The sequence below is a fragment of the Allobosea sp. 05L423 genome, assembly GCF_056397745.1.
The window spans coordinates 184461-210544 of sequence record NZ_JBFTOA010000005.1; the positions used below are offsets into that span (position 1 = coordinate 184461).

Sequence of the window (26084 nt, forward strand, 5' to 3'; positions counted from 1 at the left end):
GTGATCGCCGCGATCGTCGGCGCCCGGCTCGACGGCTCCGGCACCCTCAACGCCATCTTCGTCGACCCCTTCCAGCAGATGGCGCAGGCGCCGGACCTCCTGGCACAGACGGTCTGGGAAGGGCTCGTCTCCGGCGTGCTCTACGCCCTGATCGCGCTCGGCTTCGTGCTGATCTTCAAGGCCTCGGGCGTGTTCAACTTCGCCCAGGGCATCATGGTGGTGTTCGCGGCGCTGACGCTGGTCGGCCTCTACGAGAAGGGCGTGCCGGCCTTCCTCGCCGTCATCATCACCCTCGGCGTCATGTTCGCGCTCGCCGTCACCATCGAGCGCGTGGTGCTGCGGCCGCTGGTCAACCAGCCGGACATCATCCTGTTCATGGCGACCTTCGGCATCACCTATTTCCTGATCGGCTTCGGCGAAGCGCTGTTCGGCGGCAATCCCAAGCAGATGATCGCCGACCAGCTCTATCTGCCGAAGGGCGCGCTCGATCTGCAGATCCTCGGCGGGCTGGTCTCGCTGCAGAAGATCGACATCGCCGCGGCCGTGATCGCCTCGCTGATGATCGCGCTGCTCGCCGCCTTCTTCCAGTACACCCGCATCGGCCGCGCGCTGCGTGCCGTCGCCGACAGCCACAAGGCCGCGCTCTCGGTCGGCATTTCGCTCAACCAGATCTGGGTCATCGTCTGGTTCACCGCCGGCATCGTCGCGCTGATCACCGGCATCATGTGGGGCGCGCGCTCGGACGTCTCCTTCGCGCTCGAGATCGTGGCGCTGAAGGCGCTGCCGGTGCTGATCCTCGGCGGCTTCACCTCGATTCCCGGCGCCATCGTTGGCGGCCTCATCATCGGCATCGGCGAGAAGCTCGGCGAGTTCTACTGGGGCCCGCTGGTCGGCGGCGGCATCGAAAGCTGGCTCGCCTATTTCATCGCGCTGGGCTTCCTGCTGTTCAGGCCGCAGGGACTGTTCGGCGACAAGATCATCGAACGTATCTGAGGAGCCGGACGACATGCTCTACCGCGAGGCCGGCCAGTTCAAATCGACCTACTCCGCCGACATGGCCGTCTTCCCGCTCAGGGAAGACCGGATCGGCATTGCCGTCATCCTGGCGATCGCCTTCGTCGCCATCCCCTTCTTCGGCAGCGACTTCTTCATCGCCTCGGTGATGATCCCCTTCCTCGTCTTCTCGCTGGCGGCGATCGGGCTCAACATCCTCACCGGCTATACCGGGCTGATCTCGCTTGGCACCGCCGCCTTCATGGGCGTCGGCGCCTATGCCTGCTACAAGCTGACGACCTTCTTCCCGAACGTGAACATCATCGTCCTGATCCTGGTGTCGGGGCTGTTCTCGGCCGGCATCGGCGTGCTCTTCGGCCTGCCCTCGCTGCGCATCAAGGGCTTCTACCTCGCCGTCGCCACGCTCGCCGCGCAGTTCTTCCTGCAATGGGCCTTCGTGCGCGTGCCCTGGCTGTTCAACTACAACGCCTCGGGCGCGATCGAGGTGCCTCAGCGCACGCTGTTCGACGTCCCGCTGACGGGAGCGTCCGCGACGCCCGAGACACGCTATTTCGTCTGCCTCGGCCTTGTCGTGGTGCTGACCTGGTTCGCCTCGAACCTGGTCCACGGCAAGCTCGGCCGCTCCTGGATGGCGGTGCGCGACATGGACATCGCCGCCGAACTCATGGGCATCAAGCTGCTCAACGCCAAGCTGATGGCCTTCGCGGTCTCGTCCTATTTCGCCGGCGTCGCAGGCGCGATGATGATCTTCCTCTGGTACGGCGGCGGCGAGGCGGCGGACGTGTTCTCGATCCGGCTCTCCTTCAACATCCTGTTCATGGTCATCATCGGGGGGCTCGGCTCGCTGATCGGCTCCTTCTTCGGTGCGGCCTTCCTTTCCATCCTGCCGACCGCGCTGAAGTTCGGCCTGCCAGCGCTCGGAGTCCCGATCGGCGGCGCAGCGGCCGAGCACGTCACTTTCATGCTCGTCGGCGCGCTGATCATCCTCTTCCTGATCGTCGAGCCGCACGGCCTCGCCCGGCTCTGGCAGATCGGCAAGCAGAAATTGCGGACGTGGCCCTTCCCCTACTGAGGCTAAGGGATGGACCCAAGAAACGACCGGCGACGCTGAAGCGCCGGCGCTGAAAGACCGATCCGGCAGCTGTCTGGTCGGGAGGAAACAAACGGAGGAAGTCCATGAAGACCAGCATTCTGATGAAAGGGGCGGCTCTGGGCGCCCTACTCACCGCAGCCGGCGCGATCGCTCCGGCCGCGGCGCAGGACAGCGTCTACTTCGCCAACAACGCCTATCGCACCGGCCCGTTCTCCGGCTCGGGCATCCCGATCGGCGACGGCATGCGCGACTACGTCACGATGATCAACGAGCGCGACGGCGGCGTGAACGGCGTCAAGGTCATCTACGAGGAGTGCGAGACCGGCTACGACACCAAGAAGTCGATCGAGTGCTACGAGCAGGCCAAGGCGAAGAACACCATCGTCTATTCGCCCTGGTCGACCGGCGCGACGCTCGCCGCGATCCCGCGCGCCCATGTCGACAAGATCCCGATCCTGTCGATGGCCTATGGCCTCTCCGCCTCGGCTGATGGCACGAACTTCCCCTGGGTCTTCATCCCGCCCTTCACCTATTGGGACGGCGCCTCCGTCATGGTGAAGCACATGGCGGCCGAGCTCGGCGGCCTCGACAAGCTCAAGGGCAAGAAGCTCGGCCTGATCCATCTCGACGCGCCCTTCGGCAAGGAGCCGATCCCGGTGCTCGAGAACCTCGCCAAGAAATACGGCTTCGAGCTGAAGCTGTACCCGGTGGCGGCGGCCGACATGCAGAATCAGGGCTCGCTCTGGCTCTCGATCCGGCGTGACCGGCCGGACTTCCTCTACAACCAGGGCTGGGGCGCGATGAACCCGACTGCGGTCAAGGAAGCCGCCAAGAACAACTTCCCGATGAACAAGTTCGTCGGCGTGTGGTGGGCTGGCGGCGATGACGACGCGCGTGCGGGCGGCGAGCAGGCCAAGGGCTACCGGTCGCTGAGCTGGACGCTGAGCGGCACCGAGGCGCCCGCGATGCAGGACATCCTGAAGTTCGTGGTCGACAAGGGCAAGAGCACGACACCGAAGGAGAAGGTCGGCGAGGCCCTCTACAACCGCGGCGTCTACAACGCGATGCTGGTCGTCGAGGGCATCCGCAACGCGCAGAAGCTCACCGGCAAGAAGGTGATCGATGCGCAGGACATGCGTCGCGGCCTGGAATCGCTCAACCTGACCGAGGCGCGCCTGAAGGAGATCGGGCTCGGCGGCTTCGTCACGCCGACGACGATCTCCTGCACCGACCATTCCGGCCACAGCAAGATGTTCGTCTCGGAGTGGGACGGCACGAAGTGGACCAAGAAGGCCGACTGGGTCGAGCCGATGAAGGACGAGGTCCGTCCGCTGATCGAGACCAACGCCAAGGACTATGTCGAGAAGGCCGGCAACTGGCCGAAGCGCTCCGAGACCTGCGAGAAGTCGTCGTAACGCAACGCCGAGCCTTCTCCCCCGGGGGGAAGGTGGCCCGGCATAGCCGGGTCGGATGAGGGAAAGGACGGATGAGGAGCTACAGCCCTCATCCGTCTGCTCCGCAGGCACCTTCTCCCCCGAGAGGAGAAGGATTTGGAGGTCCGATGTCCACCGCCACTCTTGAAAAGCCAACCGCAGCGACCGCGAGCGACACCATCCTGTCGCTCAACAATATCGAGGTCATCTACGACCATGTCGTGCTGGTGCTGAAGGGGGTCTCGCTGACCGTGCCGCGCGCCGGCATCGTCGCGATCCTCGGTGCCAACGGCGCCGGCAAGACCACGACGCTGAAGGCGATCTCCAACCTGCTCAAGGCCGAGCGCGGCGAGGTCACCAAGGGCTCGATCATTTTCGACGGCGAGCGCGTCGACAAGATGTCCCCGAACGAGCTGGTCCGGCGCGGCTGCATCCAGGTCATGGAGGGGCGGCACTGCTTCGGCCATCTCTCCATCGAGGAAAACCTGCTGACCGGCGCCTTCACCCGCCGCGACGGCAACGCCGCGATCAAGCGCGACCTCGAGAAGATCTACACGCTGTTCCCCCGCCTCAGGCAGCGCCGCAATTCGCAGGCCGGCTACACCTCCGGCGGCGAGCAGCAGATGTGCGCCATCGGCCGCGCGATGATGTCGAAGCCGAAGATGATCCTGCTCGACGAGCCCTCGATGGGCCTCGCGCCGCAGATCGTCGAAGAGATCTTCGAGATCGTTCGCCGGCTCAATGCCGAGGAAGGCGTCTCCTTCCTCGTCGCCGAACAGAACACCAACATGGCGCTGCGCTACGCCACCTATGGCTACATCATGGAGACCGGCCGCGTCGTCATGGATGGCGAAGCCCAGATGCTGCGCGAGAACGAGGACGTGAAGGAATTCTACCTTGGCGTCGCCGAGGGCAACAAGAAGTCCTTCCGCGAGGTGAAGAGCTACAAGCGCCGCAAGCGCTGGCTGTCGTGAACATCTGCCATCTTGCGAAGCCCTCATCCTGAGGAGCCGCGCAGCGGCGTCTCGAAGGATGCTCCGGGAGGTTCCGGAGATATCTGGAACATCCTTCGAGACGCACTCTCCGAGCGCTCCTCAGGATGAGGGCTGCTACCTGCCAAAGACCCGATGAACGAGACCGCACCATGACCGAGCATTACGACGCGCTCGAAACCCGCTCGCCCGAGGAGCGCGAGGCCGATCTCTTCGCGCGGCTGCCGAAGCTGATCGCCGCCGCGATGCAGGCACCGGCCTATGCCGAACGGTTGCGCGACATCGATCCCGCATCCGTGACGAGCCGCGAGGCACTGGCGCGCCTGCCGGTTTTGCGCAAGGCCGACTTGCCCGCGCTCCAGCAGCAGGCGCTGCCCTTCGGCGGCTTCGTCCCGGCTCACGCCGGCTCCTTCGGCCGGCTCTTCACCTCGCCAGGCCCGATCTTCGAGCCCGAGGGCACCGCCGCCGATGCCTGGAACGCGGCGCGCGGCCTCCATGCCGCCGGCTTCCGGCCGGGCGACATCGTGCTGAACACGCTTAGCTATCACCTGACGCCGGGTGGCTTCATCATGGACTCCGCAGCCCGCGCCATCGGCTGCGCCGTGATCCCGGCCGGGCCCGGCAATACCGAGCAGCAGATGGAGGTGATCTCCGCCTATCGGCCGAGCGCCTATGCCGGCACGCCGGACTTCCTCAAGATCCTGATCGAAGCCGCCGACGCTCGCGGCGTCGATATCTCCTCGATCAAGCGCGCGGTTGTCTCCGGTGCAGCCTTCCCACCCTCGCTGCAGGCCTGGGTCGGGGAGCGCGGGATAGACGCCTACCAGCTCTATGCGACCGCCGATGTCGGCGTCATCGCCTACGAAACGCCGGCACGCGAGGGCATGGTGCTGAACGAGAACCTGATCGTCGAGATCGTCCGCCCCGGTACCGGCGACCCCGTTCCCGAGGGCGAGGTCGGCGAGGTCGTCATCACCAATCTCGACCCGCATCACCCTCAAATCAGACTCGCCGTCGGCGATCTCACCGCCGTCCTGCCGGGCAGGAGCGCCTGCGGACGCAGCAACACCCGCATCAGGGGCTGGATGGGCCGCGCCGACCAGACCGCCAAGATCAAGGGCATGTTCGTGCGTCCCGAGCAGGTCGCCGAGATCGCCAGGCGCCATGCCGAGATCGCCAAGCTCAGGCTTGTGGTCGGCCGCGCCAACGAGACCGACACCATGACCCTCAAGGCCGAGATCTACGCCGAACCAGCCGGCTTCGTCGACGCGGTGTCCTCGACCCTGCAGCAGGTGACGAAGCTCAAGGGCGCGGTCGAGATCCTGCCGCTCGGCGCCCTGCCCAATGACGGCAAGGTCATCGCCGACGAGCGGCCGGTGGGGTGACATCCGCCGTCATTCTCGGGCGAAGCAGGGCTTCGACCCGAGAATCTCTTGCCGAACAAGGCGCCTCTTCTAACGCGAGATGCTCCGGTCAAGCCCGAGCATGACGGTCGTCGACATCACCAGGCGATCGCCTTCTCCCCCTGCCCTTCCAGCCAGGCATTCGCCCGGCTGAACGGCTTCGACCCGAAGAAGCCGCGCCTTGCCGAAAGCGGAGAAGGATGAGCGCTGGCGATGACGAGATGCCGGTCCTCGTCGATCAGCGGCCGCTTCGCCTGCGCGGGCGCACCCCAGAGCAGAAAGACGGCATGGGGTCGCTCCCGCGAGACGGCCGCGATGACGGCGTCCGTAACCTTCCCCCAGCCGAGCGAAAGGTGCGAACCCGCCTTGCTCGCCCCCTCCCGCACCGTCAGCGCGGTGTTGAGCAGCAACACGCCCTGCTGCGCCCAGCGCGTCAGGTCGCCGTCGGACGGCGCCGCCCTCCCGAGATCCTCGGCCCGCTCCTTGTAGATGTTGACGAGCGAGCGTGGCAGCGGCGGCGGGCCGACATAGGAGAAGGCGAGCCCATTGGCATGCCCGGGCGTCGGATAGGGATCCTGCCCGAGGATCACGGCGCGGACCGCGTCCAGCGGCGTCAGCGCCAGCGCGGCGAAGACCCGCTCCGGCGCCGGTGCCACGACATGCCCGGCCTCCCGCTCGGCATCGACGACGGCGCAGGCGCGCGCGGCGTCTCCCCCGGCAGCGAAGACCGGCAGGTCGCGCCAGCCCCTGGAATTCCCGCTCGCCAGAAAGGCAGCGAGCGCGTCGGTGCAGCTCACTTCAGGACGGCCCTGCCCTCGACCTTGGCGTCGACCGTGCCGAGCCGGCGCACATAGACCATCACTTCGTTCGCCATCAGCTTGCCGTCGGTGAGGCCGATCAGCGTCCTGCCGCGGCCCAGCGCCGTATAGCCGTCGCCGCCTTCCAGCATGAAGTTGTTGGAAGCGACGGTATATTTGCCGGCCGGGTCGATCGGCTTGCCGTCGACCGTGACCGCGATGACGCGCGAGCCTTGCGGCTGCTTGAGATCGGCTTCGAAGGTGAGGCCGGAGACCACGGGGAAGCGGCCGGCGCCCTGCGGCGCATCGCGCAAGCCGTTTTCGATCGCGTCCCTCACGTCCTTGCCGGTGATCTCGACCATCACCGTGGCGTTTCCGAAGGGCAGTTCGCTCAGCACGTCGCGGCGCGTCAGCTTCTGCCCGGCGGCATATTGCTTGTTGGCGCGGATGCCGCCGGCATTGGTGATGGCGAGCTGGGCGCCGGTCGCGGCCCGGATCGCATCGGCGATCAGGTTGCCGATCGCGGTCTCCTGCGTGCGGATGACGCCGGTGCGGGAATCGAGCGGCGCGGCCAGCGTGGCGATGTCGACGTCGAGCTCCTTCGAGAGCTCCGCCTCATAGCCCTTCACGATCGCGGCGACATCCGGGTCCGGCGTGGCGGAGCGGGAATCGTTGACGCGGAAGGTCGGCGTCCAGGAGACCTGCCGGGCCGCGCCCTCGCCCTTGACGCTGACGGCGATGTCGATGGCGGTGACGTAATTGCCCTCCTCGTTCGACTCGACCATCACCACCTTGCCGTCATAGGCGATGGCGAGGTCATGATCGTGGCCGGTCAGCACGATGTCGACGACGCGCGAGCGGACGATCTCATAATCCATCGCCCGGTCGGCATGGACGACGGCGACGAGAATGTCGGCGCCCTGCCCCTTCAGCGCCTTCGCCTCGCGGCGCAGCGCCTCCATCGTCGAGGAGAATTTCAGGTCGCCCGGAAAGGAAACCTGCGGCGTCGAGTCGAAGGCTGTGCCGATGACGCCGACCTTGATGCCGCCGAGCTCGAAGATCTGGCTGTCCTTGTGGCCGGGCAGCGGATTGCCCGACGCGTCGCGCAGATTGGCAGCGAAGGTCGGGTAGGTCTGCGCGGCCACGAGCTTGAGATAGTTCTCCTTGCCGAAATCGAATTCGTGGTTGCCCGGCACGAAGACGTCGATGCCCATCTTGTTCTGCATGGCGACGATATGCGCGCCCTGGTCGAAGCCCGACATCAGCGAGGGCGAGTAGCAGTCGCCGGCATGGCAGAAGAGCACCGGCACACCCTTGGCCCGCTCGGCCTTGGCGATGCCGGACGCGCGCGCGAAGCCGCCGCGCCCCTTGTCGTCGCTCATCTTGTAGATGTCGTTGACGAGCAGCAGCGTGAAGCTCGGCGCCGGCTGCTGCGCCATCGCCACCGGGGCGGTCGCGGCGAGCGTGGCAGGCGCCGCCAGGACGCCTAGAGCCTTGCGGCGGGTGAGTTTCGTCATGGCAGGCGCCCCTCAGGTCTTGAGAACGGCTCCAGACTAGCAAGAGTTAAGCCGCACTGACCAGAGGATGCATCGCGCCGCCGGACGGCGGCGGCAATGTCGCACCCATGCTTTCAACAGGCTTCAAGGCTGGACGAAAGCGCGAACTCGTCTAAATCACGGTGGCAAGGAGAGCATCCGCTCATGACTGCTGACATCGCCGCGGCGCCCGGCCGCGAGGCCGCTTCCCTGCCGCCCGACCATCCCAGGGTGCAATACGGACGCATCGGCGTGCTGCTGATGAATCTCGGCACGCCCGAGGGCACCGGCTACTGGCCGATGCGCGCCTACCTCAAGGAGTTCCTGTCCGACCGGCGCGTCATCGAGGAGCCGCGCTGGAAATGGTGGCCGATCCTCAACCTGATCATCCTGTCGACGCGCCCCGGTCGCAAAGGCAAGGATTACGCATCGATCTGGAACAACGAGCGCAACGAGGGCCCACTCAAGACCATCACCCGCTCGCAGGCCGAGCAGCTCGCCGAGCGCCTGAAGCCGCTCGCAGGCGACCGCGTCGTCTTCGACTGGGCGATGCGCTACGGCTTTCCCGATGTGAAGAGCCGGTTGAAGGCCCTGCTCGACCAGGGCTGCGAACGCATCCTGCTGGTGCCGCTTTATCCGCAATATGCCGCGCCGACCTCGGCCACGGCCTGCGACCAGGCCTTCCGCGCGCTGATGCAGATGCGCTGGCAGCCCTCGGTACGCGTCTCGCCGCCCTATCACGACGACCCTGTCTATATCGGCGCGCTGGCCCGCTCGATGCGCGCCTCGCTCGCCAAGCTCGATTTCGAACCCGAGGTCATCCTCTGCTCCTTCCACGGCATGCCGAAGGAATACCTGCTGAAGGGCGACCCCTATTACTGCCAATGCGTCAAGACCTGGCGCCTGCTGCGCGCCGAGCTCGGTCTCTCCGAAGAGCGCTTCCCACTGACCTTCCAGTCGCGCTTCGGCCCCGACGAGTGGCTGCAGCCCTATACCGACGAGACGGTGAAGGCACTGGCCCTGGCCGGGAAGAAGTCTATGGCGATCGTCGCGCCCGGCTTCTCGGCCGATTGCCTGGAGACGCTCGAGGAGCTCGACGGCGAGAACCGCGAGATCTTCCTGCACAATGGCGGCGAGAAATTCGCCTATCTGCCCTGCCTCAACGACTCGCGCGAGGGCATCGACGTCATCGCCGAAGTCGTGCAGCGGGAGCTGATGGGCTGGCTCTGAGCTTTCGCAGGCTCAGCTGATCCCGTCATTGCGAGCAAAGCGAAGCAATCCAAGGGGACCGGGTGGAACCGTCGAGCCCCGCGGTCCCTGGATTGCTTCATCGCTTCGCTTCTCGCAATGACGGCATGTCGTGCTCAATTCGCGACGAAGCGCGCCACGCTCTCGGCCACCGGCCGCGCCTTCAGGATGCGGCGATGGCCGAGCCCCTCCGTCGCTTCGAGCCTGACGAAGGAGCCGGCGCCGGCCAGCGCTTGCGCATGCTGGAAGCCGAGTTCGCGGTCCTGGCGGTCGTGAATGACCAGCGTCGGCAGTCCGATCGCCTCCAGCTGCAGCGGCCCTTCGAAGACCTCGACCGGGTTGCCCGCAACGACATGGATGCGCCGCTCCAGGGCCGCCTGACCGCGCCGGCCAAGGCCGATCGCGGCGCCGAATTGCCGGGTGATCTCGGTGATCGAAGACGGCGCGGCGATCAGCACCAACCGCCCGGCGCTGACCGGCGGCTGCCCCCTGACCGAGCCCGCCAATGCAGCAAGCGCGATCGCGCCGCCGAAGGAATGCGTGACGATCGCATGCAGCGGCCCGAACACCCGCGCCACGGCTGCGAGACTCGCCACGCCGAGCGGGAGGTTGAGCTCGCGCCCCGTCGAAGCGCCATGGCCCGGCAGGTCGAAGGCGACGACCCGGAAGCCCGCGGTCAGTAGCGGCTCGACGAAGGCGGTCATCGAGGCCGCCTCTCCCGTCCAGCCATGGACCAGCAGCACTGTCCCGGTCGCCGCGCGCCCCTCCGGCTCGAAGACATAGGCCTGCACGCTCCCGCAGGGGAACGGGATCGCGCGTCGGCTGGCTAGCCGTAGTCTTGTCGCGGCAGCCTGTTCGGGCGATTTTCCGTTTCGCTTCAGCGGCCTCGGCGGGGTACAGAACAGACGGAAAGCAAGCCGGCCGGTCGCACCGGGTGCCACGAAGCTGGCGGCCCGGACCAGCGGGCGCATGTAGCGGAGAGCGGAAGTGGTCATGGCACAGACTCTGTCTTGTTCAGCGCTGAACGAATATGTTCAGCCATGAACAAAAAGCAAGAGCTTTCCGCGCCGACCCCTTCCAATCAGGCGACAACACAGATTCTGCCCTGGGACCTGCCGCGCTTCCGCAACTGGGTTGCCGTCGCCCGCGCACATAGCCTGTGGGAGAAGGTCTTCACCGAGGCGCTGGCGCCGCTCGACATTCAGCTCGCGCATTACGACGTGCTCGCCAACATCTTTCATGCGCCAGGCCTTTCGCAGCAGGCACTGGCCGAGAAACTGCTGGTCGGACGCAGCGCGATGAGCATGTTGCTGCCGGTGCTGGAGCGGCGCGGGTTGATCGAGCGACGCAATGACGAAACTGACAAGCGCCTGCGCCGCCTCTGGCTGACGCCCGCAGGCGAAGCTCTGACCCGCAAGGCGATGGCGATCCACGTCGCCGAGATCGAGGCGATGATGACTGTGCTCAGCGACGAGGAATGCCATGCCGCCGGCGAGTCGATGCGCCGCGTCGCCAAGGCGCTCGAGGCCCGCAGCGCAGCCGCAGGAAACCGCCTCGGCAGGTCGTGAACCGAAAGTCGATCAGAGGGCCAGGATGACCCGTGCAACGGCATCGAGCGCCGCCTCGGCATCGGCGCATTCGAGCGCCCCATCGACCGCGGGCGCGCCGTCCAGCAGGAACACCGGCCGCTTGAACTGCAGGGCGAAGGCGATCTCCGACAGGGTACCGTAGCCGCCGCCGATCGCGACGAGGCAGCGGGCGGCACGGGCGATCAGCGCATTGCGCGCCACGCCGATCCCCGTCGCAAGCGGAACGGTGACGTAAGGATTGGCCGCCTCCGGCTCGTCATCGGGCAGCAGGCCAATCGACAGCCCGCCGGCCTGCGCGACGCCACGGCAGACCTCCTCCATCACGCCTGAGCGGCCGCCACACAGCACGGTGACGCCGTGCTCGGCGAGAAGCCGCCCCAAGGTCTCGGCGGCAACGGCCTGAGACGCGGTCGGCGTGCGCGTGCCGATCACGGCGACGGGCGTGCGCAGCGGCATCCCGCTCTCGCGCTGGAGCCAGCGCAGGGCATGGGCAGCCGAGACCGGCTCCCCCGGCCTGCCTGGTTGCGCTTCGCTCCATCGTCGCGCCGCCGGATCGAACATCCGGCCGCGCTCGTCGTGCAGCTCCCCGCTCTTGATATCGAGACGCAGCTGCGGGTCCTGAAGCATCGGCTCAGGCCGGCTTCTTTTCTTCACCGAAGGCGGAGATGCCGCCATGCTTGGACGACCAGCTCGCCGGATCGTTGAGGAAGCTCTCGACCTCGGCAAGGATCTTCGGCTCGAAATGGCCGCTGTCCTTCGCGACGGCCAGCACGTCCCACCAGGTGGTGAGGTAGTGCAGGTTCACACCGATCTCCGCCATCAGCTCGCGGCTCTTCGGGAAGATGTCGTAGTAGAACAGCACGAAGCAGTGCTGCACATCGGCGCCGGCATTGCGCAGCGCCTCGCAGAAATTGACCTTGCTGCGGCCGTCGGTGGCGAGATCCTCGACCAGCAGCGTACGCGCACCTTCGACGACCGAACCCTCGATCTGGGCGTTGCGGCCGAAGCCCTTCGGCTTCTTGCGCACATACTGCATCGGCAGCGCGAGGCGGTCCGAGATCCAGGCGGCAAAGGGAATGCCGGCCGTCTCGCCGCCGGCGATGGTGTCGAGCGACTCGTAGCCGATGTCGCGCACGATCGTGGTGGCGGCGAAGTCGATCAGCGTCGAGCGCAGGCGCGGATAGGAGATGATCTTGCGGCAGTCGATATAGACCGGGCTCGCCCAGCCCGAGGTGAAGAAGAAGGGCTTGTCGCTGTAGAAATGGACCGCCTTGATCTCGAGCAGCATCTTGGCCGCTTCGCGCGCGATCACGGTCCTGTCGGTGGGGGTGAACAGGTTGGGCATGGCGCGGTTTCTCCGGGCTGAGCGACGCCGCTCGCCGGGGAGGGCAAGGGCGCAGGGGCAGGTCGAATTGGCAAACGGCCTCTTCTGATCGCCCCCGCCCGGCAGGTCAATCCCCGTGCCGCGATTTCCACCACGGCGCGCGGACAGGCGCCCCGCTGTCGCCAAAGCCACACGCGCAAATGTTTCCTGACACATCCACAGGCAGGGTCGAGGCCAATTATTGCGCCGGCTCCGGCTGCGTGACATGTCGAACCGACACCACGCATTTGAGCGCGCCTCGATCAGCTTTGCGGCTCAGCATCGTTCGGCCGCGCGAAAACGAGGGGCTTTGAGCCATGAGCGATCGGACAACATCTGCCGCCGCGCTGTCGGCACCGACGACGGTGGACGACAAGGCGCGCAAGGCGCTGTGGGGCGCCGCCATCGGCTATGCGATGGACGGCTTCGATCTGCTCATCCTCGGCTTCATGCTCAGGGCGATCTCGGCCGATCTGCAGCTGAGCCAGGCCCAGGCCGCCTCGCTGGTGACGGCGACGCTCGTCGGCGCCGTGCTCGGCGGCATCGGTTTCGGCATGCTCTCGGACCGCATCGGCCGCGTCCGCGTCCTGACCTGGACCATCGTCCTGTTTGCCGTCTTCACCGGCCTGTGCGCCTTCGCCCAGGGCTATTGGGATCTGCTGATCTACCGGACCATCGCCGGCCTCGGGCTCGGCGGCGAATTCGGCATCGGCATGGCGCTCGTCGCCGAGGCCTGGCCGGCCTCGAAGCGGGCGCGCGCTTCCTCCTATGTCGGCCTCGGCTGGCAGGTCGGCGTTCTCGCGGCAGCCCTCGTCACCCCGCTGCTGCTGCCCACGATTGGCTGGCGCGGCATGTTCGCCATCGGCGTCCTGCCAGCGATCGCGGCCTATTTCATCCGGCATTCGCTGCACGAGCCCGATGTCTTCGTCGCCCGCTCCAAGGACCGTCCGAAGGAATCGGCCCTTCGCCTGCTGGTCAAGGACTGGGAGACCACCAAGCTCAGCATCGGCATGGTGATCCTCTGCTCGGTCCAGAACTTCGGCTATTACGGCGTGATGATCTGGCTGCCGAACTACCTCGCCACGCGGTTCGGCTTCGCCCTCACCCAATCGGCCCTGTGGACGGCGGTGACCATCGCCGGCATGGCACTCGGCATCTTCGCCTTCGGCCATATCGCCGACCGGATCGGCCGTCGCCCGGCCTTCTTCGGCTACATGCTCGGCGCCGCGGTGATGGTCATCGTCTATTCGCGGCTGATCGACCCGATGCAGCTCCTCGTCGCCGGTGCGGTGATGGGCTTCTTCGTCAACGGCATGCTCGGCGGCTACGGCGCGCTGATGAGCGAGCTCTTCCCGACCGCAGCCCGCGCGACGGCGCAGAACGTGCTGTTCAACATCGGCCGCGGCGTCGGCGGCTTCGGCCCCGTCGTCGTGGGAGCGATCGCCGCTGCCTATGGCTTCCAGACCGCCATCGCGCTGCTCGCGACCCTCTATGTCCTCGACATCCTCGCGATGTGGCTCCTCATCCCCGAGAAGCGCGGCGAAGAGCTGCTGTAAGCCGCGCCGTCGCGACAGGACGCACTGCGGGACTGCTGGCGCGGAGGCCGCGCCAGCCGCTTCAAGACGCATCTGCAACCAGCGCGAGCAAGCCAGCCCTGCCTCTCGAAATGTCGCTGGTCGCTGCAGGGAAGCTCGATGGCTTCATCTCTTTGAAGGCCCACAGGTCGCGTCGAACGGCCTGATCCATGAGGAGCTTCTGGACGCGATCCGGGGCGCCTGACCGCGCCGGATCGATCAGCCCTTGTGTAGCGCCAGCGCTGCCACAGCGGCGTCCTCATCGGTGATCAGGATGGAAGCCCGCCCGGCACGCAGCGTAGCCGCAATCACCGCCGCCTTGTTCCTGCTGCCGCAAGCCGGGATCACGGTGGGAATGCGGCGCAGTCCCTCGAGCGGCAGGGCAGTCGCACACCGATCGCCGGGACAGCGCTATCTCCCGAGACTTACATCGCTTTCCCGGCGCTTCACAATGCGATCGGCAGCTTCCACAGTGGGCCTGGGGCACCGATCGGTCCTGCGTGGCGAAGCGTAAATCCAATCGGCTTCGTTTCAGCTCCGGTCGGAAAACCAAGTCGGCGGAGAAAGCATAACGCCGCATTATAGCTGATCGCAAACAAAGCATATGAAGAATGGGAGGCAACGATCTAAGGCTTTGATACGGCCCAGCAACCCCAAAGGGGCAGCCTCGACGAAAGCCACGCTCGGACGCGGCATATCGATCTCGAAGGAGGTCGTGATCGGGCGGCCCTCCACTTTCATCCGATCAGGAACGCCCGTGCCACGTATCGTCACAGTCGCCGCCGCCCAGTTGGGCCCGATCCAGCGGGCCGAGAGCCGCAAGCAGGTCGTCGAGCGCATGATCGCGCTCATGGAGGCGGCCAAGGCGCAGGGCGCGACATTCATCGTCTATCCCGAGCTGGCGCTGACCACCTTCTTCCCGCGCTGGTACAGCGAGGATCGCGCCGCGGCCGACCCCTGGTTCGAGCGCGCTATGCCCGGCCCGGAGACGCAGCCGCTCTTCGACAAGGCGAAGGAACTCGGGATGGCCATGAGCTTCGGTTATGCCGAGCTCACCCCGGAGGGACGCCACTTCAACAGCTCGATCCTCGTCGACCGCACAGGCCGGATCGTCGGAAAGTACCGGAAGATCCACCTTCCCGGCCATGTCGAGTTCGACCCGGAGCGCGCGCATCAGCATCTCGAGAAGCGCTATTTCGAGCCCGGCGATCTCGGCTTCCCGGTCTGGGAGTTCGAAGGCGGGCTGTTCGGGATGGCGATCTGCAACGACCGGCGCTGGCCCGAGACCTATCGCGTCATGGGGCTGCAGGGCGTCGAGATGGTCGTGCTCGGCTACAACACTCCCTCCGTCAACTCGCAATCTCCCAATGAGACGGCAGCCGACCGCCTGTTCCATCACCGGCTCTCGGTTCAGGCCGGCGCCTACCAGAACTCGACCTGGGTCGTGGCCGTCGCCAAGGCCGGCACGGAAGACGGCCACCACCTCTTCGGCGGCACGCTGATCGCCGCGCCGGATGGCAAGATCGTCGGCGAACTCGACCACGAGGAAGATGGCGTGCTCGTCCATCCCTGCGATCTCGACGACACTCGCTTCGGCAAGGCGACGATCTTCGACTTCGCCCGCCACCGCCGCGTCGAGCATTACGGCCTGCTGACCGAGCGCACCGGCGTCGGCGCCCCGCTCGGAAAGACGGAGGGCGCCTGAGCGCCCTCCTTGGCTCTCTCATCGGAACGGGTCGAACGGAGTGGGGAAGCGGCCCGCCGGCGCGATCTCGGCATAGGGGCCGCGCGCCAGCAACTGCCCCTGCCCCGGCTGCGCCAGCACGCGTTCGCCGTCGAAGACGAGGCGGCCGCGCTGATAGGTGGCCGTCGGATAGCCCTGCACCTCCATCCCCTCATAGGGCGTGTAGTCGCTGCCGTGATGCTGCATGGCATTGGTGAGGGTGACGCGCCGGTTTGGATCGAGCAGCACGATATCGGCATCGGCCCCCACCACGATCGCGCCCTTGCGCGGCGCCAACCCGAAACGCCTGGCCGGATTGGTCGCAACGAGATCGACGAAGCGGCGCAGGTCGATGCGCCCCTTCGCGACGCCTTCCGAGTAGAGAATGGGCAGCCGCGCCGCGAGGCCGGGCACGCCGTTCGGAATCTTGTTGAACGGCGCATTCTCGCCATGCTGCTTCTTGCCGCGCGGATCGTCGTAGCGCAGCGGCGAATGGTCGGACGAGACGATGTCGATGACGCCGTCGCGCAGGTACTGCCAGAGCGCCTCGCGGTCGGCGGCGTTGCGCAGGGCCGGCGAGATCATGAACTTCGCGCCTTCGAAGCCCGGCCTGTCCATGTCGGCCTCGTCGAGCACGAGATATTGCGTGCAGGTCTCGGCCCAGGCCTTCTGCCCGCGCGCCTGCGCCCGCTCGACCTCCTCGCCCGATTGCGCGCCGGAGACGTGGAAGATCTGGATCGGCGTATCCAGCGCCTCGGCCAGTGCCAGAATCCGATGCGTCGCCTCGCGCTCCACGACCATGGGCTTGGCCCAGGCGAGATGACGCGGCGCCGTCAATCCGGCCGCCAGCAGCGCCTGCGTCAACCAGGTGATCAATTCATGATGCTCGGCATGGACGCAGACCAGCGCGCCCGCCCGCCGCGCCGCAGCCAGCGTCTGCAGGATCTGCGCGTCGCCGAGGCGGTTGCTGTCATAGGTCATGAAAATCTTGACGGAGCGATGCCCGGCCTCGACCAGCGCCGGCAACTCGCTTTCCAGCACCTCCGGCGTCGGGTCGTTGACCAGCAGGTGGAAGGCATGGTCGATCCGAGCCTGCTTCGCCTTCTCGGCATAGGCGGCGACTGCGCCGGCCAGCGAGCCGCCCCGGATCTGCGGCGCATGGCAGACGACCGTGGTCGTCCCGCCCGCGGCGGCGGATGCCGTACCGCTCTCGAATCCATCCGCGATATCAGCGCCCGAGGAAAAGGGCTGATCGAGATGGACGTGGCTGTCGACGCCGCCGGGCAGCACGAGCTGGCCCCGCGCATCGACCTCTTCCCGGCCGCCCGGCAACCCCTCGCCGATCGCGGCGATGATGCCGTCGACGACACCGATATCGAAAGGCCCGATATCGCAGGCGGTCACGGCCGTTCCGCCGCGGATGACGAGATCGAAATCGCTCATGGTCTTTCTCCCCATGCGGCCGGGGCCCTGAAGTGGCGGCCACCCACAGCGCGCGAAACAGCGACGAGGTCAGAATGAAAACGGAATTGCGCGTTGCGCTCGGCGACAGGCTCTTCGGCGTCGAGCGCCCCTGGGGCGCGCTGCCCTCGATGCCGGGAAGGATCACCGATCTCGCCATCGACAGGGACGGGCTCGTCCATGTCCTGCTGCGCCGCGACAGCGCCGTCGATCCCGACGGCCCCTGCGTCGTCACGCTCGCAGCCGACGGCAGGCTCCTGCGGAGCTGGGGCGAGGCGCTCTGCCTCGACGCGCACAAGATCGCGGGGATGCCCGATGGCGGGCTCGCCATCGTCGACCGCGACGCCCATCGGATTCTCTTTTGCGACGCCGAGGGGCAGGTCCGGCAGCAGATCGGCGAGAGCCATCGGCCCGGCCATCCCTTCAATCATCCCAGCGACATCGCCTTCGCGCCCGATGGCGGCTTCTATGTCGCCGACGGCTACGGCAACGGGCTCATCCATCGCTTCGACGCCGAGGGGCGCCCGCTCGGTCGCTGGGGCGCGGTCGGCACGGCGCCGGGCGCCTTCCTGACGCCGCACGGCATCTGCGTGCTCAGCGACAACAGCGTCATCGTCGCCGATCGCGAGAACAGCCGCGTGCAGAGCTTCACGGCCGATGGCGAGCTTCTGGCGGTATGGGACGCCTTCCTGCGGCCCCAGGATGTCGTCGCCGATGCGGAAGACCGGATTCATGTCTGCGATTCCATCCCGACGCTGAGCCTGCTCTCGCCGGACGGTGCCCTGCTCGGCCGCTGCCGGCCGGTTCTCAACGGAGCCCATGGCCTCTGGCTCGGACCTGCCGGCGACATCTTCCTCGCCGAGACCAATCCGAACCGCATCACCCGCCTCTTCCCCGTCGCGTCCTGACGCGGCGGATCGGCTGCGCTTCACGCGGCCGACGGAGCCGTGCGGTTCTGCAGCCGCGAGACCAGCCGCACGAAGGGCCAGAACATCAGGAAGTAGACGATCGCCACCGCGATCAGCGGGGTCGGATTGTAGAGCAGGCCCTGTGCGAGCTGCGCCGAGCGCAGCAGCTCCTGCAACGCAACCGCCGAGGCGATCGAAGTCTGCTTCACCAGCTCGACCGTGTTGCTGATCAGGTCCGGCAGCACATTGCGCGTGCCCTGCGGCACGACGACGTAGACCATGCTCTGGTACCAGTTCAGCCCGGTCGAGCGCGCCGCCTCGCGCTGGCCCTTCGGCACGGATTCGATGCCGGCGCGGAAGATCTCGGCGAAATAGCTCGACCCGTTCAGCGTCAGCGCCAGCACGGCCGCGGTGAACTCGTTGAGCTTCAGGCCCAGGAACGGCAGGCCGAAGAAGATGAAGATCAGCAGCACCAGCGGCGGGATCGCACGCATCACGTCGACATAGGCGATCAGCAGGAAGCGCAGCAGCTTGCTGGGCACGTCCTGCGCCATCGCGATGGCGATGCCGGCGAACACCGAGAGCGGCACGGCCACCGCGGCCAGCGCCAGCGTCATCCAGAAGCCCTGCAGCAGCAGCGGCCAGACCTGTTTGAGGACGTCGAAATTGAAGAAGGTCGTGACGAGCTCGTCCATCATGACCTCGGATGCGCGTAGACATGTTCCAGCCAGCGCGTGAAGCGCACGAAGGGCAGGAACAGCAGGAGGAAGAGCAGCGCGCCGACGGTGAGCGCAGTCGGATTGGCGACGTTGGACTGGATGCTCGACGTCACGTTGAGCAGTTCCGGCACGGCCACGACCGAGCCCAGCGTCGTGCCCTTGCTGATGCCGATGGCGCGGTTGGTCAGCGGCGGGATAGACATACGCACCACCTGCGGCAAGATGATGTAGGCCAGCGTCTGGGTGAAGCCGAGGCCCGTCGAGCGCCCCGCCTCCCACTGCCCCTTCGCCACGGCGTTGATGCCGGCCCAGAAGATCTCTTCGGCAAAGGCTGAGAGTACGATCGCAAGCGCCAGCACGGTCGCCGTGACCGGCTCCAGCACCAGCCCGAAATAGGGCAGCGCGAAATAGGCCAGCACGATCAGGACGAGCTGCGGGATCGAGCGGAAGAAGTCGATATAGAAGATGATCAGCCAGTTCAGCGGCCGGATGCCGTAGAGCCTGAGGATCGCGAGCGCGAGGCCGAGCGGGATGCCGATCAGCACCGTCAGGATCGACATCTCGACGGTGATCAGGAAGCCGCGCAGGATGTCGGGCCAGTAGGCCGACAGCAGCCCGAAATCGAAGAAGTAGCGGACGATCTGATCCATGTGCGCCCGTCAGCCGTGCGAGCGCATCACGAAGTCGCGGATGCGCTGGTGCTGCGGGTTGATCAGGATCTCCTGCGGCGTGCCCTCGGCCAGGATCGCGCCATGGTCCATGAAGACGACGCGGTCGGCGACATCGCGCGCGAACTTCATCTCATGCGTCACCACGATCATGGTCATGCCCATTTCCTTGGTGCGGACCATGACGTTGAGCACTTCGCCGACGAGCTCTGGATCGAGCGCCGAGGTCGGCTCGTCGAAGAGCATGACCTGCGGCTCCAGCGCCATGGCGCGGGCGATGCCGACGCGCTGCTGCTGTCCGCCGGACAGCTCGGCCGGATAGGAATCGGCCTTGTGGGCGAGGCCGACGACCTCGAGGTGGTGCCGCGCCTTGCGCTCGGCCTCCTCCTTGCCGAGGCCGACCACCTTGCGCAGCGCCAGCATCACGTTCCCCAGCGCGGTCTTGTGCGGGTAGAGATGGATGCCCTGGAAGACCATGCCGATCCGGCGGCGCAGGAGATTGAGGTCCACCTTCGGACCGGTGATCTCCTGCCCGCCGACGCGGATGGTGCCCGCCGTCGGTTCCTCCAGCCGGTTGATGCAGCGCAGGCAGGTGCTCTTGCCCGAACCGGAGGAGCCGACGATCACGACGGCCTCGCCCTTGCCGACCTTGAGGTCGACGCCGCGCAGCACCTCGACATGGCCGAAGCTCTTGCGCAGCCCCTCGATCGAAACGATCGTCTCAGCAGGCGTGGCCGTCATGGCGGGCTGCGAGTTCACTTGCAGGCAGCCTTGCGCTCGGTCGCGTCATAGCCCTCGAAATCCGGCGCGCCGGTGCCCGGATAGACCTTTGCCGCCGAGGAATTGGCATCCGGCTTCACGCCGAACCACTTCTCGTGGATCTTCGCGAGCGTGCCGTCGGTCTTCATGCATTCCAGCGCACCTTCGACCTGAGACCGGAAGGCGGCGTCCTCCTTGCGGAAGGCGATGCCGAAGTTGCGGCCGCTGTCGAGCACGAAGGCAACTTCCGCAGCTGGCGTCTGCGTGGAGACATAGCGCGAGACCGGCGCATCGGCGACGTTGGCGAAGGCGCGGCCGATCATGACCGCCTGCACGGCGTCGGCATTCTTGTTGTAGCGCTGGATGGTGAAGCCGTACTTGGCCTCGTTGTCGGTCAGCCACTTGTCCGAGATCGAGCCGTTGTTGACGGTCAGCGCCTTGCCCTTCAGCTCGTCGAGATTGGCGATCTTGTTGCCCTTCTTGACGAGGAAGCCGAGGCCCGTCGGCATGTAGGGCTCGCTGAACAGCATCTGCGCGGCACGCTCGGGCGTAATGTTGGTCGGCGCCGGGATCATCTCGTAGCGCTTGGAGAACAGGCCGGCGAAGATCGCCGAGAAGTTCGAATCCGTGACCTCGACGCCCGGGCGGCCAAGCTTCTGGGCGATCGCGAGGGACATATCATAGGTGAAGCCGGTGGTCTCGCCGGCCGGTGTCTTGAAGCAGAACGGCGCGAAACCGAGGTCGCAGGCCACTTTCAGCTTTTCGTTCTGCGGATGATCGGCGTCCTCAGCCATGGCCGGCATCGCGATGAGGGCGGCCAACGCCAAGCCCCTGATGGCGGCGCGCGCCATCCCGATCGAATTCAGTTTCATGCTTCCGCTCCCGTTGTGCGACGGCGCCGCCGCGATCGTTGCGCCCCTGTTCCAGCAACAATCCGGCCACGTCTGGAGCGAAGCCTAACAGGGCGAAATCATGCCCTGCCAATTATTTATTGTCAGGTTTCCATAACATGATGTTAAGCGTCTTCGGGCGGCTCCGCATCCTTGCCCCTGGGCAAGGGCGGCACCAATCCGCGCAAAATGTCGACGAAAGAGCTCGCCGTCCGCGAAAGCGGCTCGAAGCGCGGCGTCAGAAGGTGCGCGCGGACCCGCGTCTTGGGCGCGAGCGGGCGCGACACCAGCTCCGGCCAGGTCCGCCCGCGCAGCACGAACTCGTCGACGACCGCGATGCCGGCGCCGGCCCGCACCATTGCGCAGGCGACGGGCGTGAAGCGAACGACGGTGCTGATGCGGAGCGGCGCGGCTTTCAGAGCGAGCGCACGACCGACGACATCGCCATAGGGCGTCTGCGGCCCGAACCCGATCAGCGGATAAGGTACGAGATCGGCCGGGCGGATCACGCGCAGCCGCGCCAACGCATGGTCGCGCGGCATGATCACCATCAGCCGCCCCTCTGTCAGCACCTCCATGTCGAGCGTCGGCTCGTCGACGGGAAGGATCGAGACGCCGAGATCGGCCCGGCCGGCCACGATCTTGGCGACGATCTCGAGCAGGGTCAGCACCTCGAACTCGACGCGCAGATCCGGGAAGCGCTCGCGCAGGCGGGCAATGGCGTCCGGCACCAGCGCCTGCCCGACGCTCGGGCTCGCGACGATCCGCACCGAGCCCGTGCCGCGCTCCCGCAGTTCCTCCGCCAGCTCGTTGACCCGGACCACGCCCTGATGGACCTGATCGACCTCCTGGAACAGGCGGCGAGCCTCCGGCGTCGGCTGCACGCGGCCGCGTACCCGTTCGAACAGGCGCAGCGCCAACCGGTCCTCCGTATAGGCCAGGAGACGGCTGATCGCCGGCTGCGAGACCGAGAGCAGCCGGGCCGCGCCGCTGATCGAGCCAGTGATCATGATGGCACGGAAGACTTCGATCTGCCGGAGATTGAGGCGCATGAGGATAACATCCGATTATGGTCGGCCGCATAATAAGCATGATTCATTTCGCGCATAGCGCTCTAAGCTCGATCTCGCGCCGGCAACGACCGGTCACAAGGGACGAGGCCGGCCGATGAGGCGCTTTCTGACGATGAGGGATGTCGAGGCCGCTGTGGCCGGCGGTTCGGTCTTCGCCGCGGGCGGAGGCGGCTGGGCCGATCACGGCCGCATGCTCGGCACCGCCGCGGTCAACACCGGCAGGCCCGAGCTCGTCACCATGGACGAGATTCCCGACGACGCCATCATCGCCACCGCCGCCGCCATCGGCGCACCCGCCGGCACGACCGAGTGGGAGATGTGGGGCATCGACTACGTCAAGGCCGTGCAGCTGCTGCAGGAGGCACTGGGCAAGCCAGTCTACGGCCTCATCATCGGCCAGAACGGCATGTCGAGCACGCTGAACGCCTGGCTTCCCAGCGCGATCCTCGGGGTGAAAGTGGTCGACGCCGTCGGCGACATCCGCGCCCACCCCACCGGCGACATGGGCTCGATCGGCCTCGCCAACAGCCCGGAAGCGACCATTCAGGTCGCGGTCGGCGGCAACCGTGCCAAGAACCAGTATATCGAGCTGGTGACCCGCGGCGCCACGGCCAAGGTCTCGCCGATCCTGCGCACCGCTTCGGACATGTCCGGCGGCTTCATCGCCTCCTGCCGCAACCCCGTCTCGGCGGCCTACGTTCGCCAGAATGCCGCGCTCGGCGGCATCTCGATGGCGCTGGCACTGGGCGAGCGCATCCTCGATGCCAGGCCGAAGGGCGGTTCGGCCGTGATCGACGCGATCTGCGACCAGACCGGCGGTTCGATCATCGCGCGCGGCCCCGTCGCCAAGAAGGATGTCCGCTACACCAACGAGGCCTTCGACATCGGCACGATCCAGGTCGGCACCGGTGCGGCCGCGCGCATCATCCACGTCATGAACGAGTACATGGCCGTCACCGACCTGGATGGCGCCCGGCACGCCTGCTTCCCGGACGTGATCACCACGCTCGACAATGACGGCCAACCAGCCAGCGCCGGCCATGTCCGCGAGGGCATGGAGCTCTCGGTCCTGCGCGTGCCCAAGGACAAGATCCCGCTGAGCTCCAGCGTGACCGACCCCAGCGTCTATCCGATCGTCGAGAAGGCGCTCGGCATGAACTTCACCGAATACGCGCTCGGCCGCGAAGGCTAGGCCACGCGCTTCTCCCCACACCCGCAGGATCATCCGGATACCCCAGTCATGAGCGATTTCGATCTCGTCCTCCGCGGCAACATCGTGCTGTCCGACACGATCATCGAGGACGGCTATGTCGCCGTCACCGGCGGCAAGATCGGCAAGGTCGGGTCCGGCACACCGCCCTCGGCCCGCGAGACGCAGGATTTCCGCGGCCAGTGGATCATTCCCGGCGTCATCGACGGGCAGGTCCATTCCGGCAGCCAGGCCGATCACGAGGGCATCGGCATGTGCTCGCGCGCTGCGGCGGCCGGCGGGGTCACCGTCATGGTCGACATGCCCTATGACGAGCCCGAGCCCGTCACCAGCGCCAAGCTCTTCAACGAGAAGGTCGCGGTGGTCGAGCGCGACGCCCATGTCGATGTCGCGCTCTACGCGACCATCACCATCGAGAACGGGCTCCATGCCATTCCCGGCCTCGTCGAGGCCGGCGCCTGCGCCTTCAAGTTCTCGACCTTCGAGGCCAACCCGACGCGCTTTCCGCGCATCGGCGACGACACGCTCTACGAAGCCTTCAAGCTGATCGAGCCGACCGGCCTGCTCTGCGGCGTCCACAATCAGGACCAGGAGATGACCCGGCGCAATATCGCCAGGCTGATCGAAGCCGGCGATACCGGCCCGGACGCCTTCCTGCGCGCCCATACGCCGCTGATCGAGAACCTCGCAACCGCCCGCATCTACGAGATCGGCGCCGAGACGGGCGCGCGCGCCCACGCCGTCCACGTCTCGACCTCCCGCGGCTTCGAGATCTGCAACATGTACAAGCGCGCCGGCTACAAGGCGACGGTCGAGAGCTGTGTGCAGTACTTCATGCTCAACGCCGAGGAACACGTCCCGCGCTTCGGCGCCAAGGTGAAGCATTATCCGCCGATCCGCCCGAAGGCCGAGAGCGAGTTGCTCTGGAGCCATCTCGCCGCCGGCCATTGCGATTTCATCTCGTCCGATCACGTCTCCTGGGGCCTGGAGAAGAAGGGCGACCCGATGATCTTCAAGAACACCTCGGGCGGCCCGGGCATCGAGACCCTGCTGCCGGCCCTCTGGACCGGCTGCGAAGAGCACGGCCTCTCCCCGACCATCGTCGTGAAGCAGCTCTGCGAGGGGCCGGCGAAGGCTTTCCTGCTCGCCGACAAGGGCCGGCTCGAAGCCGGCGCCGACGCCGACATCACCGTGCTGGAGCCGGGCCGCTTCATTCATGACCCCAGCAAGAGCCTCGCGGCGGTGAAGTGGAGCTCGATGGAGGGTCGCGAGTTCCGCGTCCGCGTCGCCGCAACTTACGTACGCGGCCAGCTCGCCTGGGACGGCACCGAGATCCGCAACAAGGCAGGCGACGGCCGCTTCCTGCGTCCGGCGGCGTAGGCACATCATGTCGATCGATCAGGACCGTCTCTGGCGGCGCATCGAGGCGCTCTCGCGGATCACCGATCCGGAGCGCCCCTGGACGCGGCGCTCCTTCACCCCGCGCTTCCTCGAAGGCCGCGAATGGCTCACGGCGGAATTCCGCGACGCCGGGCTGGAGACGGAGCTCGACGCTGCCGGCAACCTGGTCGGCCGACTCACCGGGGCGGATCCGTCGCTGAAGCCGATCCTGATCGGCTCGCATTCCGACACCGTGCCGTCCGGCGGACGCTATGACGGCATTCTCGGCGTGCTCGCCGCATTGGAAGTCGCGCAGAGCTTCAGCGAGCGCGGCGACCGTCTGCGCCATACGCTGGAGGTCGTCGACTTCCTGGCCGAGGAGCCGAGCGAATTCGGTCTGTCCTGCATCGGCAGCCGCGCCCTCGCAGGCGCGCTGACCGAGCAGCATCTCGCCCTCACCCGCCCTGACGGCATGACGCTGCGCGAAGGCATCGCTTTCGTCGGCGGCCGGCCCGAAGAGCTGGCCGCGGTCAAGCGCGCGGCCGGCAGCGTCGCGGCCTATGTCGAGGTCCATATCGAGCAGGGCCGCGTGCTGGAGAACGAGCGCATCCCGATCGGCATCGTCACCGACATCGTCGGCATCCGCCGCGAGCGCATCACCGTGACCGGCCGGGCCGACCATGCCGGCGCAACTCCGATGCCGCTCAGGGCCGATGCGCTGGTCGGCGCCGCCAAGCTCGTCGAGGCCGCCTACAAGCGGGCGCTCGCGACAGCCCGGGACAACCAGCCTCTGGTCGCCACCTTCGGGCGCATCGAGGTCATCCCCAACGCGGCCAATGCCGTGCCGGGCGAGGCCGTCCTGACGCTCGAGGTCCGCTCCGGCAACGAGGCGGCGGTCAAGGCCTTCGGCGAAGCGCTGGTACGTGACCTGCGCCCCGCGCTCGAAGAACTCCGGCTCTCCATCGCCGTCGAGCCGATCAGCCATGTCGCGCCGACGGCCTGCGCGCCGGAAATCCGTTCGGCCATCGCCAATGCATCCACCTCGCTCCGGCTCGCCACGCGCGACCTGCCGAGCGGCGCCGGCCATGACGGCGTCCAGGTCGCCCATACCGGCCCGATCGGGATGATCTTCGTACCCTGCCTCGAAGGCCGCAGCCACGCGCCGGAGGAATCGATCACGCCCGAGCAGGCCGGAGACGGCGCCCGCGTGCTGGCCGAGACGGTGCGCCTGCTCGATGTGAGCCTGGGCTGA

The 26084-nt window shown here is 66.9% G+C and carries 26 protein-coding genes; 14 read left to right on the plus strand and 12 right to left on the minus strand.

The window, feature by feature from the left end; translation table 11 throughout:
- Positions 1 to 78 precede the first annotated feature (78 nt).
- The 5 genes from AC1DNE_RS15150 to AC1DNE_RS15170 all read left to right on the plus strand — a co-directional run bounded on the left by AC1DNE_RS15150 (position 79) and on the right by AC1DNE_RS15170 (position 5917).
- On the plus strand, positions 79 to 993 hold the full coding sequence (locus AC1DNE_RS15150; RefSeq protein WP_441469513.1) for a branched-chain amino acid ABC transporter permease: 915 nt from the start codon (positions 79 to 81) through the stop codon (positions 991 to 993).
- Between the two features lie 13 nt (positions 994 to 1006).
- Entirely contained in the window at positions 1007 to 2086 is a 1080-nt protein-coding gene (locus AC1DNE_RS15155; RefSeq protein ID WP_441469337.1) for a branched-chain amino acid ABC transporter permease, read from the plus strand.
- Positions 2087 to 2190: 104 nt separating this feature from the next.
- Positions 2191 to 3522 (plus strand): ABC transporter substrate-binding protein, encoded by a 1332-nt coding sequence (locus tag AC1DNE_RS15160; protein ID WP_441469338.1) that lies wholly within the window; start codon positions 2191 to 2193, stop codon positions 3520 to 3522.
- 146 nt (positions 3523 to 3668) lie between these two features.
- Positions 3669 to 4514, plus strand: coding sequence for an ABC transporter ATP-binding protein (locus AC1DNE_RS15165; RefSeq protein WP_441469339.1), 846 nt, complete (start codon positions 3669 to 3671; stop codon positions 4512 to 4514).
- A 170-nt stretch (positions 4515 to 4684) separates the two neighbouring features.
- Entirely contained in the window at positions 4685 to 5917 is a 1233-nt protein-coding gene (locus AC1DNE_RS15170) for a phenylacetate--CoA ligase family protein (protein ID WP_441469340.1), read from the plus strand.
- Positions 5918 to 6033: 116 nt separating this feature from the next.
- Here AC1DNE_RS15170 and ung read toward each other — a convergent pair whose 3' ends face one another.
- Positions 6034 to 6732, minus strand: a complete 699-nt coding sequence (gene ung, locus AC1DNE_RS15175) for a uracil-DNA glycosylase (protein WP_441469341.1) — start codon at positions 6730 to 6732, stop codon at positions 6034 to 6036.
- Positions 6729 to 8249: a bifunctional metallophosphatase/5'-nucleotidase gene (locus AC1DNE_RS15180; protein WP_441469342.1), complete on the minus strand. Its 1521-nt coding sequence runs from the start codon at positions 8247 to 8249 to the stop codon at positions 6729 to 6731. The genes ung and AC1DNE_RS15180 overlap by 4 nt, the downstream gene beginning before the upstream one ends.
- Positions 8250 to 8432: 183 nt before the next feature.
- Between AC1DNE_RS15180 and hemH the strand changes: the two genes are divergently transcribed.
- Positions 8433 to 9497 carry a ferrochelatase gene (hemH, locus tag AC1DNE_RS15185; protein WP_441469343.1) on the plus strand — a complete coding sequence of 355 codons (1065 nt, stop codon included), beginning with the start codon at positions 8433 to 8435 and terminating at the stop codon, positions 9495 to 9497.
- A gap of 134 nt (positions 9498 to 9631) precedes the next feature.
- On the opposite strand, the gene AC1DNE_RS15190 is transcribed toward hemH, so the two are convergent.
- Positions 9632 to 10510 (minus strand): alpha/beta fold hydrolase, encoded by an 879-nt coding sequence (locus tag AC1DNE_RS15190; RefSeq protein WP_441469344.1) that lies wholly within the window; start codon positions 10508 to 10510, stop codon positions 9632 to 9634.
- Between the two features lie 45 nt (positions 10511 to 10555).
- Between AC1DNE_RS15190 and AC1DNE_RS15195 the strand changes: the two genes are divergently transcribed.
- Complete coding sequence (locus AC1DNE_RS15195) at positions 10556 to 11083, plus strand: MarR family winged helix-turn-helix transcriptional regulator (protein ID WP_441469345.1); 528 nt, start codon at positions 10556 to 10558, stop codon at positions 11081 to 11083.
- Positions 11084 to 11095: 12 nt separating this feature from the next.
- Here AC1DNE_RS15195 and AC1DNE_RS15200 read toward each other — a convergent pair whose 3' ends face one another.
- Together AC1DNE_RS15200 and AC1DNE_RS15205 are read right to left on the minus strand one after the other, a co-directional pair.
- Entirely contained in the window at positions 11096 to 11731 is a 636-nt protein-coding gene (locus AC1DNE_RS15200; RefSeq protein ID WP_441469346.1) for a TIGR00725 family protein, read from the minus strand.
- 4 nt (positions 11732 to 11735) lie between these two features.
- Positions 11736 to 12449 carry an orotate phosphoribosyltransferase gene (locus AC1DNE_RS15205; RefSeq protein ID WP_441469347.1) on the minus strand — a complete coding sequence of 238 codons (714 nt, stop codon included), beginning with the start codon at positions 12447 to 12449 and terminating at the stop codon, positions 11736 to 11738.
- Positions 12450 to 12784: 335 nt separating this feature from the next.
- Here AC1DNE_RS15205 and AC1DNE_RS15210 point away from each other — a divergent pair, with 335 nt between their 5' ends.
- Positions 12785 to 14023: an MFS transporter gene (locus AC1DNE_RS15210; protein WP_441469348.1), complete on the plus strand. Its 1239-nt coding sequence runs from the start codon at positions 12785 to 12787 to the stop codon at positions 14021 to 14023.
- Between the two features lie 237 nt (positions 14024 to 14260).
- Here AC1DNE_RS15210 and AC1DNE_RS15215 read toward each other — a convergent pair whose 3' ends face one another.
- The gene (locus tag AC1DNE_RS15215) at positions 14261 to 14422 is read right to left on the minus strand and encodes a sugar-binding domain-containing protein (RefSeq protein ID WP_441469514.1); all 162 of its coding nucleotides are present in this window, start codon (positions 14420 to 14422) and stop codon (positions 14261 to 14263) included.
- A 376-nt stretch (positions 14423 to 14798) separates the two neighbouring features.
- On the opposite strand from AC1DNE_RS15215, the gene AC1DNE_RS15220 reads away from it, so the two are divergent.
- Positions 14799 to 15746: an N-carbamoyl-D-amino-acid hydrolase gene (locus tag AC1DNE_RS15220; RefSeq protein WP_441469349.1), complete on the plus strand. Its 948-nt coding sequence runs from the start codon at positions 14799 to 14801 to the stop codon at positions 15744 to 15746.
- Between the two features lie 18 nt (positions 15747 to 15764).
- Here the strand turns inward: AC1DNE_RS15220 and hydA are convergent, their stop codons facing one another.
- Positions 15765 to 17207 carry a dihydropyrimidinase gene (gene hydA, locus AC1DNE_RS15225; protein WP_441469350.1) on the minus strand — a complete coding sequence of 481 codons (1443 nt, stop codon included), beginning with the start codon at positions 17205 to 17207 and terminating at the stop codon, positions 15765 to 15767.
- A 74-nt stretch (positions 17208 to 17281) separates the two neighbouring features.
- Here hydA and AC1DNE_RS15230 point away from each other — a divergent pair, with 74 nt between their 5' ends.
- Entirely contained in the window at positions 17282 to 18133 is an 852-nt protein-coding gene (locus AC1DNE_RS15230) for an NHL repeat-containing protein (RefSeq protein WP_476766320.1), read from the plus strand.
- A gap of 20 nt (positions 18134 to 18153) precedes the next feature.
- On the opposite strand, the gene AC1DNE_RS15235 is transcribed toward AC1DNE_RS15230, so the two are convergent.
- From AC1DNE_RS15235 to AC1DNE_RS15250, 4 genes are read right to left on the minus strand one after another with little or no spacing between them, the layout of a single operon-like run.
- On the minus strand, positions 18154 to 18828 hold the full coding sequence (locus tag AC1DNE_RS15235) for an amino acid ABC transporter permease (RefSeq protein WP_441469352.1): 675 nt from the start codon (positions 18826 to 18828) through the stop codon (positions 18154 to 18156).
- Positions 18828 to 19502, minus strand: a complete 675-nt coding sequence (locus AC1DNE_RS15240; protein WP_441469353.1) for an amino acid ABC transporter permease — start codon at positions 19500 to 19502, stop codon at positions 18828 to 18830. The genes AC1DNE_RS15235 and AC1DNE_RS15240 overlap by 1 nt, the downstream gene beginning before the upstream one ends.
- A gap of 9 nt (positions 19503 to 19511) precedes the next feature.
- Positions 19512 to 20261: an amino acid ABC transporter ATP-binding protein gene (locus AC1DNE_RS15245; protein ID WP_441469354.1), complete on the minus strand. Its 750-nt coding sequence runs from the start codon at positions 20259 to 20261 to the stop codon at positions 19512 to 19514.
- Positions 20262 to 20275: 14 nt separating this feature from the next.
- Entirely contained in the window at positions 20276 to 21073 is a 798-nt protein-coding gene (locus tag AC1DNE_RS15250) for a substrate-binding periplasmic protein (RefSeq protein ID WP_441469355.1), read from the minus strand.
- Here AC1DNE_RS15250 and AC1DNE_RS15255 point away from each other — a divergent pair.
- Positions 21072 to 21239, plus strand: coding sequence for a hypothetical protein (locus AC1DNE_RS15255; RefSeq protein ID WP_441469356.1), 168 nt, complete (start codon positions 21072 to 21074; stop codon positions 21237 to 21239). The two genes, AC1DNE_RS15250 and AC1DNE_RS15255, sit on opposite strands and share 2 nt — an antisense overlap.
- Before the next feature lie 55 nt (positions 21240 to 21294).
- Here the strand turns inward: AC1DNE_RS15255 and AC1DNE_RS15260 are convergent, their stop codons facing one another.
- On the minus strand, positions 21295 to 22221 hold the full coding sequence (locus AC1DNE_RS15260; protein WP_441469357.1) for a LysR family transcriptional regulator: 927 nt from the start codon (positions 22219 to 22221) through the stop codon (positions 21295 to 21297).
- 115 nt (positions 22222 to 22336) lie between these two features.
- Here AC1DNE_RS15260 and AC1DNE_RS15265 point away from each other — a divergent pair, with 115 nt between their 5' ends.
- The 3 genes from AC1DNE_RS15265 to AC1DNE_RS15275 are packed head-to-tail and all read left to right on the plus strand — an operon-like array spanning position 22337 to position 26084.
- Positions 22337 to 23434: a DUF917 domain-containing protein gene (locus AC1DNE_RS15265; RefSeq protein ID WP_441469358.1), complete on the plus strand. Its 1098-nt coding sequence runs from the start codon at positions 22337 to 22339 to the stop codon at positions 23432 to 23434.
- A 48-nt stretch (positions 23435 to 23482) separates the two neighbouring features.
- Positions 23483 to 24832, plus strand: coding sequence for a dihydroorotase (locus AC1DNE_RS15270; RefSeq protein WP_441469359.1), 1350 nt, complete (start codon positions 23483 to 23485; stop codon positions 24830 to 24832).
- A 7-nt stretch (positions 24833 to 24839) separates the two neighbouring features.
- The gene (locus AC1DNE_RS15275) at positions 24840 to 26084 is read left to right on the plus strand and encodes a hydantoinase/carbamoylase family amidase (protein ID WP_476766321.1); all 1245 of its coding nucleotides are present in this window, start codon (positions 24840 to 24842) and stop codon (positions 26082 to 26084) included.

Coding starts and splice junctions, on each gene's coding strand:
- AC1DNE_RS15155 (WP_441469337.1), top strand. CDS start 1,007: ATGCTCTACCGCGAGGCCGGCCAGTTCAAATCGACCTACTCCGCCGAC.
- AC1DNE_RS15210 (WP_441469348.1), top strand. CDS start 12,785: ATGAGCGATCGGACAACATCTGCCGCCGCGCTGTCGGCACCGACGACG.
- hemH (WP_441469343.1), top strand. CDS start 8,433: ATGACTGCTGACATCGCCGCGGCGCCCGGCCGCGAGGCCGCTTCCCTG.
- AC1DNE_RS15230 (WP_476766320.1), top strand. CDS start 17,282: ATGAAAACGGAATTGCGCGTTGCGCTCGGCGACAGGCTCTTCGGCGTC.
- AC1DNE_RS15245 (WP_441469354.1), bottom strand. CDS start 20,261: ATGACGGCCACGCCTGCTGAGACGATCGTTTCGATCGAGGGGCTGCGC.
- AC1DNE_RS15150 (WP_441469513.1), top strand. CDS start 79: ATGGCGCAGGCGCCGGACCTCCTGGCACAGACGGTCTGGGAAGGGCTC.
- AC1DNE_RS15160 (WP_441469338.1), top strand. CDS start 2,191: ATGAAGACCAGCATTCTGATGAAAGGGGCGGCTCTGGGCGCCCTACTC.
- AC1DNE_RS15170 (WP_441469340.1), top strand. CDS start 4,685: ATGACCGAGCATTACGACGCGCTCGAAACCCGCTCGCCCGAGGAGCGC.
- AC1DNE_RS15260 (WP_441469357.1), bottom strand. CDS start 22,221: ATGCGCCTCAATCTCCGGCAGATCGAAGTCTTCCGTGCCATCATGATC.
- AC1DNE_RS15270 (WP_441469359.1), top strand. CDS start 23,483: ATGAGCGATTTCGATCTCGTCCTCCGCGGCAACATCGTGCTGTCCGAC.
- AC1DNE_RS15180 (WP_441469342.1), bottom strand. CDS start 8,249: ATGACGAAACTCACCCGCCGCAAGGCTCTAGGCGTCCTGGCGGCGCCT.
- AC1DNE_RS15250 (WP_441469355.1), bottom strand. CDS start 21,073: ATGGCTGAGGACGCCGATCATCCGCAGAACGAAAAGCTGAAAGTGGCC.
- AC1DNE_RS15265 (WP_441469358.1), top strand. CDS start 22,337: ATGAGGCGCTTTCTGACGATGAGGGATGTCGAGGCCGCTGTGGCCGGC.
- hydA (WP_441469350.1), bottom strand. CDS start 17,207: ATGAGCGATTTCGATCTCGTCATCCGCGGCGGAACGGCCGTGACCGCC.
- AC1DNE_RS15195 (WP_441469345.1), top strand. CDS start 10,556: ATGAACAAAAAGCAAGAGCTTTCCGCGCCGACCCCTTCCAATCAGGCG.
- AC1DNE_RS15275 (WP_476766321.1), top strand. CDS start 24,840: ATGTCGATCGATCAGGACCGTCTCTGGCGGCGCATCGAGGCGCTCTCG.
- AC1DNE_RS15205 (WP_441469347.1), bottom strand. CDS start 12,449: ATGCCCAACCTGTTCACCCCCACCGACAGGACCGTGATCGCGCGCGAA.
- AC1DNE_RS15200 (WP_441469346.1), bottom strand. CDS start 11,731: ATGCTTCAGGACCCGCAGCTGCGTCTCGATATCAAGAGCGGGGAGCTG.
- AC1DNE_RS15240 (WP_441469353.1), bottom strand. CDS start 19,502: ATGGATCAGATCGTCCGCTACTTCTTCGATTTCGGGCTGCTGTCGGCC.
- AC1DNE_RS15165 (WP_441469339.1), top strand. CDS start 3,669: ATGTCCACCGCCACTCTTGAAAAGCCAACCGCAGCGACCGCGAGCGAC.
- AC1DNE_RS15235 (WP_441469352.1), bottom strand. CDS start 18,828: ATGGACGAGCTCGTCACGACCTTCTTCAATTTCGACGTCCTCAAACAG.
- AC1DNE_RS15255 (WP_441469356.1), top strand. CDS start 21,072: ATGGCCGGCATCGCGATGAGGGCGGCCAACGCCAAGCCCCTGATGGCG.
- AC1DNE_RS15190 (WP_441469344.1), bottom strand. CDS start 10,510: ATGACCACTTCCGCTCTCCGCTACATGCGCCCGCTGGTCCGGGCCGCC.